The organism is Candidatus Binataceae bacterium (genome assembly GCA_035508495.1).
In the GTDB taxonomy this organism is placed as follows: Bacteria; Desulfobacterota; Binatia; order Binatales; family Binataceae; genus JASHPB01.
On the sequence record DATJMX010000073.1, the window covers coordinates 19,708 to 32,138 of the forward strand.

At 62.5% G+C, this 12,431-nt stretch carries 11 protein-coding genes; all 11 read right to left on the reverse strand.

The genetic code is table 11. The features are described 5' to 3' along the window. Positions 1 to 27 precede the first annotated feature (27 nt). The 11 genes from VMA09_21350 to pgm all read right to left on the reverse strand — a co-directional run bounded on the left by VMA09_21350 (position 28) and on the right by pgm (position 12,430). Positions 28 to 1,449, reverse strand: coding sequence for a cytochrome b N-terminal domain-containing protein (locus tag VMA09_21350; protein HUA36168.1), 1,422 nt, complete (start codon positions 1,447 to 1,449; stop codon positions 28 to 30). A 12-nt stretch (positions 1,450 to 1,461) separates the two neighbouring features. Beyond that, positions 1,462 to 1,974: a Rieske 2Fe-2S domain-containing protein gene (locus tag VMA09_21355; GenBank protein HUA36169.1), complete on the reverse strand. Its 513-nt coding sequence runs from the start codon at positions 1,972 to 1,974 to the stop codon at positions 1,462 to 1,464. After that, positions 1,964 to 2,197: a hypothetical protein gene (locus VMA09_21360; GenBank protein HUA36170.1), complete on the reverse strand. Its 234-nt coding sequence runs from the start codon at positions 2,195 to 2,197 to the stop codon at positions 1,964 to 1,966. Before VMA09_21360 ends, VMA09_21355 begins: the two co-directional genes overlap by 11 nt. A 3-nt stretch (positions 2,198 to 2,200) precedes the next feature. After that, positions 2,201 to 3,022, reverse strand: a complete 822-nt coding sequence (locus VMA09_21365; protein HUA36171.1) for a cytochrome c oxidase assembly protein — start codon at positions 3,020 to 3,022, stop codon at positions 2,201 to 2,203. Continuing rightward, positions 3,019 to 3,576 carry a cytochrome c oxidase subunit 3 gene (locus VMA09_21370; GenBank protein ID HUA36172.1) on the reverse strand — a complete coding sequence of 186 codons (558 nt, stop codon included), beginning with the start codon at positions 3,574 to 3,576 and terminating at the stop codon, positions 3,019 to 3,021. Before VMA09_21370 ends, VMA09_21365 begins: the two co-directional genes overlap by 4 nt. 2 nt (positions 3,577 to 3,578) lie before the next feature. Further along, positions 3,579 to 5,243, reverse strand: coding sequence for a cytochrome c oxidase subunit I (ctaD, locus tag VMA09_21375; GenBank protein ID HUA36173.1), 1,665 nt, complete (start codon positions 5,241 to 5,243; stop codon positions 3,579 to 3,581). Continuing rightward, positions 5,240 to 6,172 carry a cytochrome c oxidase subunit II gene (gene coxB, locus VMA09_21380; GenBank protein HUA36174.1) on the reverse strand — a complete coding sequence of 311 codons (933 nt, stop codon included), beginning with the start codon at positions 6,170 to 6,172 and terminating at the stop codon, positions 5,240 to 5,242. The genes ctaD and coxB overlap by 4 nt, the downstream gene beginning before the upstream one ends. A gap of 148 nt (positions 6,173 to 6,320) precedes the next feature. Next, the gene (locus VMA09_21385) at positions 6,321 to 7,016 is read right to left on the reverse strand and encodes an SOS response-associated peptidase (protein HUA36175.1); all 696 of its coding nucleotides are present in this window, start codon (positions 7,014 to 7,016) and stop codon (positions 6,321 to 6,323) included. Between the two features lie 39 nt (positions 7,017 to 7,055). Then, complete coding sequence (gene glgP / locus VMA09_21390) at positions 7,056 to 9,578, reverse strand: alpha-glucan family phosphorylase (GenBank protein HUA36176.1); 2,523 nt, start codon at positions 9,576 to 9,578, stop codon at positions 7,056 to 7,058. 9 nt (positions 9,579 to 9,587) lie between these two features. Beyond that, on the reverse strand, positions 9,588 to 10,760 hold the full coding sequence (locus VMA09_21395) for an acetate/propionate family kinase (protein ID HUA36177.1): 1,173 nt from the start codon (positions 10,758 to 10,760) through the stop codon (positions 9,588 to 9,590). A gap of 5 nt (positions 10,761 to 10,765) precedes the next feature. Next, positions 10,766 to 12,430 (reverse strand): phosphoglucomutase (alpha-D-glucose-1,6-bisphosphate-dependent), encoded by a 1,665-nt coding sequence (gene pgm, locus VMA09_21400; protein HUA36178.1) that lies wholly within the window; start codon positions 12,428 to 12,430, stop codon positions 10,766 to 10,768. Between the last annotated feature and the right edge of the window lies 1 nt (position 12,431).

Sequence of the window (12,431 nt, forward strand, 5' to 3'; positions counted from 1 at the left end):
GCGCGGCAAGAAAATGCCGATTTGCCTCTATTGGGCTGCCGAGGATTCGTACGTGTGCTTGCGCGATCCCAGGAACATGACGATGTCATCGAGTTCGCCCGGCTTCAGATTCGCCGAGAACGACGGCATGTTGTAGCCGCCGTTCATGATCCTGATCACCAGGTCGTCGCGCGTCAGCCGATCGCTAACGTAGGTGAGATCCGGCCCGCGATGCCCGCCGTAGCCGCTCACTGCGTGACAATATTCGCATCCCTTTTCGTGAAACAGTACCGCCCCTTGGGCGATCGATGCGTCATTCGACGCGACTATCGACGGCGGCAGCTTCTCGGCGGTGAAATCGGGCGACCAGGGCTCGCGCACCCCCTCAACCCATAGCGTGCCGATCATCAGAACGATCGTCAGCACCGATGCGACCGCCCACGGCCGTCGCGACGCATGACGCTCGCCCCTGTTCGATGCGATCGGAACCACGAGCAGGATCACCAATCCCACCATCGGCGAGAGCAGAATTACCGGCGTGGTCCATCCATGCGGAATCAACGCGAGCACGGCGAAGTACCACACGAGATACCAGTCGGGACGCGGGTCGCGTGCGAGCAGACTCGGATTCGGCGGAGCTCCCAGGAGCGGCGGTCCGAAGGTCAGCGCGAGCAGGAACACCGCGACGACGACTGCCGCGCAAAAGACCGCATCACGCCACGCAGCATCGGGCCAGAACGGCACGCCGCGCTCATGAACGAGCTTCTCGTACTTCGCATCGTAAGTATCGGGATCGACGGGCTCGCCAGCGACGGGCGGCTCCGAGATTCCGTCGTGCATCACGAGATACAGATGAATCCCGACCACCGCGAAGATAATCGCCGGGATGAAAAACACGTGGAACGCGAAGAAGCGGCTGAGCGTCGCGCCGCCGAGCGTATTCCCGGCGAGCAGAAAATGCGCCATCGTCTGGCCGATGAAGGGAGTGCGCCCCGCCTGCTCCGCACCGACGACGACCGACCACACCGCGTTCTGATCCCAGCGCAGGAGCTGTCCCGTGAATCCCATCCCGAGCGTGAGGAACAACAGGATCGCGCCCGACACCCAGTTGAACTCGCGCGGATATTTGTAGCATCCCATCAGGAACACCTGTCCCATGTGGATGCCGATCAGCAGCACCATCGCGGAGGCACCGAAATAATGCATCCCGCGCAGCAGGTTGCCGAACATCGCCTGGTGCGTGATGAACTGCAGCGATGCGTAGGCATCGCCGGTCGATGAGATGTAGGTCGTCGCCAGCGCGATACCGGTCACGACCTGGATCATGAATGCGACCAGGGTCGCGCTGCCGAACACGTACCACCATCCCGTATCCGGCGGCACCGGATGCTCGGCGAGGTCCGTCATCAGCTTTATGAGGCCGGTGCGTTTCTCGAAGGCGTCGACGAGGCGCTTCAGCAGGGTGAACAAGGCAGCCTCCGCTTAGACGATCGGTACCGGGCTCGTGCGAATCTGCACGATTCCGTTTACGACGCGTACCGGATAGCGCGACAGGGGATGCGGCGGCGGACCGGCCGCGACGCTGCCGTCGTTGTAGTAAACGCCGCCATGACATGGGCACATAAAAAGATTGGCGGATGGCAGCCAGCGCACGGGACAGCCGAGATGAGTGCAATTCATCGCGAATGCAATGAAGGTGTCGTCGCCCGTGCGGCGCAGCCACGCCGCGCTCTCGGCGGTTACGCCAGCCCACGCAAGCGGCGACGGATCGCGGAAGTTCACCTTGACCGTCGTGCCCACGATGAACTCCTCGAGGCGGCCGATATTGCGCCAGCCCTGCGGCGTCTTCTTGATCAGCGGGCCGAGGATAAATCCCACTACCGGCACCGCGACGAACATCGCCGCGATCCCCGCGAGCGCCATGCTGAGCTTGCCGAGAAACGCCCTGCGCTCGGGGCTCAGCGCCTCGCCGCTTTGCTGCGTCTCATTCGTCATGCACGAGTTCTCCGATCCATTTGCCGAGCGATAGGGCGAAGAGCCCGGCGCCAACGATGGTGAATGCCCATGAAGTCACCACACCGAAAAAAGCGAAGTTGATTCCGAGCGCCATCGCAGCCGGCCAAAACGTCGGATTGGGCAGCTTCGCCGGCTGCGGAATGTTCCAGTCCGATTTGTCGATCGCGCGAAACGCGCCGCTCTGTCCATTCTCCGATGCCATGAGCTAGTTCGCGCCTCCTTGATGATGTGCGTAAATGCCCGCCGTGACGCGTTCTTCGCCGTACCAGCGCGCCATCACCGCGATGATTGCGAGCAGAAATACGGCGCCGCCCGGAACCCACATCAACAGCCCGCCGAGCTGCTGATCGGCCGCCGCCGTGATTCCCCAACTGTCGCGGACGAGACTGAGAATTCCGTACACGTCGTTCGGCTTGAGGTACGCCGGATAAAGGCCCGCGTCCGCAAACGTGAGGAGGATTCCAAGCAAGCTGCCAGCGAGCGCGCCGGCGGCCAGGTAGAGCATCGCGGCCAGTGGCGCGAGCCGGCATCGCGCCAGCGGCGCAAAGATCGGCCACCAGAAAATCACCGCGCTGACAAGGAAGCAGAGATGCTCGACGACATGGAGGCTCTCGGACGCGAGGGCCGCATTGTAAAACGCGGGCCAATGCCACAGCCATTCGGTCGCGATGCCGATCGTCCATGCGAGCGCGGGTTGTGCGAGGATTCGCTCGCCGCGCGCAACGCCAGGAAGCTTGAGCGCGCGTTCGATCAGCGTCGCGGGCAGCCCGAGAATCAGCAGCGGTGGAACGACGAGGATCAGCAGCATGTGCTGAACCATGTGCGCGCTGAACAGGTAGTTATCGGCGAGCGCGTCGAGCGGCGACACCAGCGCGAGGAACATTACGACCACGCCGCTGACGAACCACGCCGCACGCGAGAATGGGCGCGGGCTCGCCGCGAAATATCCCGCGAGCAGGGCCGCGCAGCCGATAACGATCGACGGCTCGAAATCCCAGGCGGTCAGCATGAAAGCGCCGAGGGTCATAGGAACGCCCACAAGTAGACGAGGGTGAAGATCACCACCCAGACCGCGTCGACGAAGTGCCAGTAGAGACTCACCGCCTCGAACGCCTGGACGTGGCGCTCCTTCTCCTTCATCTCGCCCAGCAGCACCAGCCACGCGACGATTGCGATCGCGGTCAGGCCGACGAACACGTGGATACCGTGAAAGCCGGTCAGCGTGAAAAACGTCGTCCCGAACATGTTGCGGCTGAACGTGACTCCGTGTGAATAGAGCTCGATGTATTCGTAGATCTGCCCGAGCAGGAACGCACCGCCGAGCAGAATTGTGAGGATCAACCACACGGCGACGCCGCGCTGACCTTCGCGCTGATAGCATCGACCCGCCATCCACATAGTTGCGCTGCTCGAAAACAGCAGCACCGAAAAGGCCGCGGTGCGCGGAACGTCGAGGCTGTCCGCAGCGGTCGGGCCCGCACCGGGATACGCGTGGTAGAAGGCGTAGGCGACGATCAACAGCAGGAAGAAGTTAACTTCCGACACGATGAACATCGCGACTCCGAGTTTCGCCTTCGACATCGCTAGAGCCCCGCCTTATCCAGCACAGCATCGGTGCGGTCAGGATGCTTCAGATCCCACAGCGGCCGGCGGCCGCGGATCGGCGGCACCCGATCGAAATTCTCTTCAGGCGGCGGCGAGGTCGTCAGCCATTCCAGCGTCCAGCCGTCCCACGGATCGTCGCCCGCGCGTTCGCCATTGAGGCGGCTGACATAGATGTTCCAGACTAGCAGCAGAACCCCCGCGGCGAGCATGAACGCGCCGAAGGTCGAGATGAGGTTGAGCGTCGCCCATCCGGGCAAATCAGGATAGGTGAAAACCCGCCGCGGCATGCCCATCATGCCGAGGAAATGCTGAACGAAAAACGTCAGGTAAAAGCCGATCACGGTCAGCCAGAACTGCCACCTGCCGATGCGCTCGCTCAGCATCCGGCCCGACATCTTCGGGAACCAGTAATAGAAGCCGCCGAACATCGCGAACGCGGCGCCGCCGAAGACGGTGAAATGAAAGTGCGCGACGACGAAATAGGTATCAGTTAACTGCCAGTCGATCGGCACGACACCGAAGGCCACGCCCGTAAGCCCGCCAATCGTGAACGTGACCAGGAATGCAATCGCAAACAGCATCGCGGTCTTAAGCCGGAGCTGGCCGCCCCACATGGTCGCGATCCAGTTGAAGATCTTTATCCCGGTCGGCACCGCGATCAGCATCGTGCAAGCCGCGAACACCGCATCCCAGTAGTGGCCCATCCCGACCGCGAACATGTGATGCGCCCAGACGGTGAAGCTCAGGAACGCGATCGCGAGCGTCGAGCCCGCGACGAATTCGTAACCGTAGATCGGCTTGCGCGAGAACACCGGCACGATTTCCGAGATAATGCCGAAGGCCGGCAGTATCATGATGTAGACTTCAGGATGTCCGAAGCCCCAGAAGAAATGCTGCCAGAGCATCGCCGAGCCGCCGCCGGACGGATTGAAGATATTGCTGTACAGGAATCGGTCCGCGACCAGCAGCACGATCGACGCGTTGATAATCGGCATCGCGAGCAGGATAAGCCACGAGTTGATGAAGCTCATCCACACGAACAGCGGCACCTGCGACATGCGCATTCCCGGCGCGCGCAACGTGATCACGGTCACGATGAAGTTGAGGCCCGCCGCCAGCGTGCCGATTCCAATCGCGGCCAGGCCGATCGCCCAATAGTCCACTCCGAGTAACGATGTGTATGCGTGTTCGCTGAGCGGCGCGTAGGCGAACCACCCCGCGTTCGGGGCGCCGCCCGCGGCGAAGCTGAAGTAGAGCAGGATGCCGCCCAAGGCCTGCGTCCAGAAGCTCATCGCGTTGAGGCGCGGAAAGGCCATGTCGCGAGCGCCGATCATGAGCGGGACCAGGTAGGTCATAAAACCCAGCAGCATCGGCACGACCACCAGGAAGATCATCGTCGTGCCGTGCATCGTGAAAAGCTGGTTGAACATGTCGGGCGAAACGATGTGCAGGCCAGGTGCGGCGAGCTGCACGCGCATCACGAGTGCCTCGATCCCGCCGATCACGAAAAACGAGAACGACGAGATGAAATACAGGATGCCGAGCTTCTTGTGATCGACCGTGGTGACCCAGGCCAGCAGGCCCTCGTGACTCTCGGCGACGGGCAACGCGGCGACAGCTTCGGGCGCGACGGCCTGACTCATTTCAACGTCTCCAGGTAAGCGGTCAGCGCGTGCGCATCGGCGTCGCTCAGTTGAAAATTGGGCATATGGCTCTGCGGCTTGATCGAATCAGGATCCTTGAGCCATCGGTAGAGATTCTCCTGCGTGTTCTCGGCAGCACCCGCGCCGAGCGTGGTGCGGCTCGCGATATGGGTCAGGTCCGGACCGATGCGTTGATTGCCGGGCGTGCCGACGATCGTATGGCAGTTAACGCAGGTGTCGGCGACGAACAGCTTGGCGCCCTGCCCCGCCTCGCCGTCCGCCGGGGTAGCCGGCACGCTCAGTTGCGCGCGCTGCCACGCGTCGAAGTCCTCCTTGGATTGCGCGATGACCTTGATTCGCATCCAGGCGTGCTCCTGGCCGCAGAACTCAGCGCACGCGCCGAGGTACTCTCCGGGCTGATCGGCCTGTAGCCACAGGTGATTTGGATGGCCCGGCACGGCGTCGACCTTGCGCGCCAGCTCCGGCACCCAGAAATCGTGAATCACGTCCGCGGAATCGACCTGAACCAGGATCGGAGTATCGACCGGGATATGAATCTCGTTGGCGGCCATTACGCCTGATTGTAGATAGTCGGCCTCCCACCACCATTGATGTCCGACGATGTCGATATCGGGCTTGCGGTCGCCGGGCGGCGGATCGGCGGCGTGCATAGTTCGCACCATGAAGAAAAAGATGATCACCAGGCTGAGGAACGGGATCGCAGTCCAGGTGATCTCGATCACCCGCGAGCCGAACACCGGACGCGGCTCGCCGCCGTCGGGCCGCTCACGAAAGCGCAGCACGATTATCGTGATCAACGAGGTGACGAGCAGAAAAATCGCAAAAAGAAAAAAAAGAATGCCGACGAACAGACTGGAGATCGAATGCGCCTGCGGCGAAAGCGGATTAAGTGTGGCGATGCCGAGCATTCAATGAGACCTTGCCGGCGGCCGACCACGATGGCCGCCAAGGGTCCAGCGCGGACCTCATCTTTGCCGCAAATTACCCTTGTGGCCCGCGGAGTTGCAAGCAATCAGTGCTTAACAACGAATTAAATCGCGCCGACTTATCGCGTAGTTACAGCAACAGCGCAGCCTGTTGCGGAGGGGAGACGAGCAGCTCGGGCCCTTCGTTTCTTGCGTTGTTGGCGAGCGGTGAGGCCGGCGTTGCGATCAGAAGATCTGCGGGCGCCGGGACCAGCAGGCGCTTGAGTCCCACCGGATCGGCTTCGCGCGGGTTCATCCAGTCTTCGGCATCGCGATCGGCGAGGATCACCGGCATTCGATCGTGAATCGGCGCGACAGTTTCGTTGGCGTCGCAGGTGACGATCGTGAACGTCAGTTCGGGCCGGTTCGGCTCGGGAAACCATGATTCGTAGAGGCCGGCGAAAAGTATCAGCCCCTTGTCGCGCGGATGAATCCAGCGCGGCTCGCGCTTGTTTTTCGGCCCGATCCATTCATAGAAGCCGTCGGCCGGGATGACGCAGCGGCGATTCTTGAACGCGTCCTTGAATGCACCACGCGTGTCGATGGTCTCGGCCTTGGCGTTGATACATTGCGCGGCGCGGCTCGCATCCTTGGCGTACGAATTGACGAGCCCCCACTTGGCGAGGCTAACCTGCCGATTCTCGTATCGCGTCGTGACGATATAGTGATGCTGCGTCGGCGCGATATTGTAGCGCGGCAAATGATCCGCGAACTCGCGCAGATCGACGCCGAGCAGCTCGGCGATCTCGCGCCCGTCGCGCCGCGTGAGTGTAAAGCGCCCGCACATCGCGATCGGATCATACCCGATTCACGCACGCCGCGGCGATCAGCGTTGCCAGATGATCTCGTTGGCCTCGAGCGGCACGCTCGCGTCGGGATGATAAGGAACGATCCGCGGCGTGTAATCCGCCGCGGGCCGCTTGGCCGGCACGGTCGCGACGAAGACGAATCCGTTGACGGCGCCGACCAGCGGCACATCGCGCGTCATTCTGACTCGTTCGAGCGGACCGTGCGCGTCGATGTCGGCGAAAAGCTCGACACTGACTGCGTCGGGATCGATTTCATCGAGATAGACCTGCAACGTGAACAAATGCGACTCCGCCGATGACTCGATGCCAAGCGAGCCGAAGCGAAGGCGCGGGAAGTGCTGCGAGAGCATTCGCTGCCAGTTGCGGATTTGTACGCCGATCGCGCCGGCGTCGCCCTCGCGGCGCCGCACCGCGCTCGCGGCGGAAAGATAATATTTCTCGGTGTATTCGCGCACCGTGCGATTGGCGGAGAACTGCGGCGTCAGGCGCGCCATGCTCTCACGCATCTTCGCGATCCACGCGCGCGGCATCCCCTGCTGGTCGCGGTCGTAGAACGTCGGGATAACTTCCTGCTCGAGCCGCTGGTAAAGCTGCTGCGCCTCAACCGCGTCCCATCCGGGGTCGTCGTCATGCTCTTTGCCGTCGCCGATCGCCCATCCCACTTCGGGCGTGTAGGCCTCCGCCCACCATCCGTCGAGCTCCGAAAGGTTGAGCCCGCCGTTGACGAGGATCTTCATGCCGCTGGTGCCGCTCGCTTCCCAGGGCCGGCGCGGATTGTTGATCCAGACATCGACGCCCTGCACCATCCGCTCCGCCAGATGGAGATCGTAGTCGGCAAGGAACACCGCATGGGGCCGCACGTCGGGCCGCCGCACGAACTCGATCCACTTGTGAATAAGAGACTTGCCCTCGTTGTCAGCAGGATGGGCTTTGCCGGCGATCACGATCTGCACCGGGTATCGCGGGTTGGTGAGAATCCGCGCGAAGCGTTCCGGATCGGAGAGCAACAGCGCGGGCCGCTTGTAGGTGGCAAAGCGGCGCGCGAAGCCGAGCGTGATCGCATTGGGATCGAAGACGTTGCGTGCCGTGGTGATTTCCTGCTCGGAACCGCCAATCGCGGCGATCTGGCGCGCCAGCATCTCGCGCGTGTGCGTTACCAGCTCGCGCCGATTCGCCGTACGCAGGCCCCACAGTAGCTCGTCCGACGCGCTGCGGATCGAGTCGCCGGTGGACTCCATCGTGTCGAGCCATCGCTCCGGCCCGGCAGTGTCTGTCCACAAACGGTCAGCATATTCGGAATCCCACGATGGCGTATGAACTCCGTTAGTGACCGAGCCGACCGGCACCTCGTTGGTTGGCCAGCGCGGGAATAGCGGCGCGAAGATTCGGCGGCTCACTTCGCCGTGCAGACGGCTGACGCCGTTGACGGCGCCGCTCCCGCGCATCGCAAGATATGCCATGTTGAACGGCTCGCGCTGATCTTCGGGATCGAGGCGGCCGAGCGCGAGCAGATCGTGCAAATCGATCCGCAGCTGGCTCGTCGCGTAACGCTCGAGATAAATTTTCATCAGGCCCGCGTCGAACCGATCGAATCCCGCCGCGACCGGCGTATGCGTGGTAAACAGATTCCCGGCGCGCGTCACCGCGAGCGCCGCGTCGAAGGGCTGTCCCGTCTCGTCCATGAAATCGCGGGCACGTTCGAGCACCGCCAGCGCCGCGTGCCCTTCATTCAAATGGCAGACGTCGGGCCTGAGGCCGAGACGGCGCAAAAGCCGCCATCCGCCGATGCCGAGGACCATTTCCTGCTGCAGGCGCAGCTCCGGACCACCCCCATATAGTTCGCTCGTGATACCTCGCACGTAGGGAGGATTGGCGGGATCGTTGCTGTCGAGCAGATAGAGCATCACGCGCCCGACCTTCGCCTGCCACGCCCGCACCCACACCTTGTTACCGGGGAACGCGAACTCAAGCCGCACCAGTTCGCCATGCGCGTCGCGCATCGGCGAGATCGGCAACTGGATCGGCGAGTTGTACGGATTGAGCTCCATCTGGTTGCCCGCCGCGTCGATAACCTGGCGGAAATAGCCCTGCTGATACAGCAGCCCAATTCCGACGATCGGCACGCCCAGATCGCTCGCCGCTTTGAGCTGATCGCCGGCAACGTTGCCGAGACCGCCAGAATAAATCGGCAGCGCCTCGCTCAAGCCGAACTCCATGCTGAAGTAGGCGACGGAACCGAGACCGGAGTGTGCATGCTCGCGCTGGAACCACGCCGGACTGGTTTCATACGCGCGGCGCGCGAGTACCAGGTCCTCGACACGGCGGCGAAACGAGGTGTCATTAGCAAGGTCCTTGAGCGTTCCCTCGGAAGCAGACTGCAACACGACCCATGGATTGCGGGTGAGATCCCACAGTTCAGGATCGATCCTGCGCCAGATGTCGTCGGTGGAATGGTCCCACGAGGCGCGCAACTCGAGCGCAAGTTCTGAGAGCAGCTCCACCCCGTGAAGCTGCGTAGCGAGCGGTTCCGGATGGCGCATGTTTTCCCCTCAGCTCCGCCCCTCGGTTGAGATTAGCGCCCGTGTGTGACGGGCGATCATCAGGTTCTCGTTGGTACGAATCACCCGCACGATGCAGCGGCTCGCGATCGAACTGATCGTATCGGAGTTCAAACCGTTCTTTTCCGCATCAAGCACAATTCCCAGATGCTCTAGTTCCGCGCAAACCTCGGATCGAATCTCCGGCGCGCGCTCGCCGATGCCCGCCGTAAAGATCAGCAGATCGAGGCCGCCGAGCGCTGCCGCGAATGCACCGATTTGCTTGCGAATCTGGTAACAGAAAATCTTGATCGCGAGGTCGGCGGCTGGCTCGGCGCGGCGCTTCTCGAGCAGCGTCTTCACGTCAGAGCTGAGATCCGACACGCCGAGCAATCCCGCGTGATGATCGACGAGGTTCTCCAGCTCGCGCGCGTTCATCTCCTTGACCTTGAGCAGGTAGAGCAGCACACCCGGATCGAGGTCGCCGCTGCGCGTGCCCATCATGAAGCCGCCGGTCGGCGTGAATCCCATCGTCGTATCGATACCGACTCCGTCGCGAATCGCGGCCATGCTCGCACCGTTGCCGAGATGCGCGATGATGATTCGGCGCGGCGGATTCGGCCCGAGCGAATGCATGATGTATTCGTACGAGATGCCGTGAAAGCCGTAGCGGCGGAGCCCCTCATCGTAGAGCGCGCGCGGCAGCGCGAAGCGCTCCGCGACCAGCGGCATCCGGCGATGAAACGCGGTGTCAAAGCATGCGACTTGCGGCTGTTCGGGCATGCGTTTGGTGATCGCCTCGATCCCCGCAATCGCCCCCGGCATGTGCAACTCGTCGTAAGGAATAAGGCGCTTCAGATCGGCGACCAGCTCCGGCGTGATTCGCTCGGGCGCAGCGTGATTGAGGCCGCCATGCACGACGCGATGCCCAACAGCATCGGCAGTGAGCGTCGTCGCGCGCTGCGTCTCGTCAACCAGCGCGTCGAGGGCTTCGGCGATGCCTTTGAAATTGCGCTGCTGGTCGGTCTTGCGGCCGTCGGCGGTGCGCATCGTGAGCGATCCGCCGTCGAGTCCGATTCGCGCGGCCTCGCCGGACAGCACAAGCTTGTCGTCGCGATCGAATATCGAGAATTTGCAGGACGACGAACCGACGTTCAGGCAAAGTATCGTCTGCTCATTCGCCAATGGCGTCAGCCTTTGCGCGCCGCGCCGGCGTCGGCGAAGGCGCGCGCGATAATCGACTGTGCCTCCTCCTGGATCCGCCGCAGATGATCCTCGCCGCGAAAACTCTCGCCGTAAATCTTGTAAACTTCCTCGGTGCCCGACGGTCGCGCCGCGAACCATCCATTCTCGGTGACGACCTTGATCCCGCCGAAAGCCTCGTTATTGCCCGGCGCGTTGGTCAGGACTTCACGGATCGGCTCGCCCGCGAGTTCCTTTGCTGTCAGATTATTCGGCGAAAGCTTCTTCAGGATCTCCTTCTCGGCGGCAGTCGCCGGCGCATCGATACGTTCATAAATCGGAGCGCCGAACTCGTTGGTCAACTCCGCGTATATCTCGCCCGGATTGCGTCCCGTCTTCGCGGTTATCTCGGCCGACAGGAGCCCGAGGATGATGCCGTCCTTGTCTGTCGTCCAGGCGCTGCCGTCCTTGCGCAGAAACGACGCGCCGGCGCTTTCCTCGCCGCCGAAGCCGATCGATCCGTCGACCAGGCCATCGACGAACCACTTGAACCCGACCGGCACCTCGACCAGCTTGCGGCCGAGCTTTTTCGTGACCCGATCGATAATGCTGCTGCTGACCAGGGTCTTGCCCACGCCCGCATCGGAGCGCCATCCGGAACGATTACGGTAGAGATACGAGATCGCGACCGCCAGGTAGTGATTAGGATTCAGCAGACCGTGCGAGCGCGTCACGATTCCGTGGCGATCGGCGTCGGTATCGTTGCCGAACGAGACGTCGAACCGATCGCGCAACCCGACCAGCCGCACCATCGCGTATGGCGACGAGCAATCCATGCGGATCTTGCCGTCCCAATCAGCGGTCATGAAGCGGAACGTCGGATCGACGGCGTCGCTCACTACCGTCGCATCGATCTTGTAGCGCTCGATAACGGCCGGCCAGAAATGGACCGCCGCGCCGCCCAGCGGATCGATTCCAACCTTCACGCCGGCGCTGCGAATCGCATCCATGTCAACGACGTTGCCAAGGTCGGCCGTGTACGCGTCGATATAATCATGCGTGCGCGTCGTCTCGGCCTTCATCGCGCGCGCAAACGGAATCCGCTTCACGCCGCTGAGACCATTGGTGACAAACTCGTTGGCCTTGTCTTCGATCCACTTCGTCGTATGCGTGTCGGCAGGTCCGCCGCTCGGCGGATTATACTTGAAGCCGCCGTCGGGCGGCGGATTGTGCGACGGCGTGATCACTATACCGTCGGCCAGGCCCGACTTGCGGCCGCGGTTGTAGCACATGATCGCATGCGAGATTCCGGGCGTCGGCGTGTAGAGCCGATCCTTGTCGATCAGCGTCTCGACGCCGTTGGCCGCGAGCACTTCGAGCGCACTCGCGAACGCCGGCTCGGCGAGCGCATGCGTGTCCATGCCGATGAACAACGGCCCCTCGATTCCGTTCTGCTTGCGATGAATGCAGATCGCCTGGCAGATGGCGACAATGTGATCCTCATTGAATGCGCGATCGAACGCCGACCCGCGATGCCCCGACGTTCCGAAAGCGACGCGCTCCGAGGCGATCTTCGGATCGGGATGCTCGGCGTAATAGGACGTGACGAGGCGCGGCACGTTGACGAGCGTTGCAGGATCGATCGGCTTGCCAGCCAGTGGACTAACTCTCATA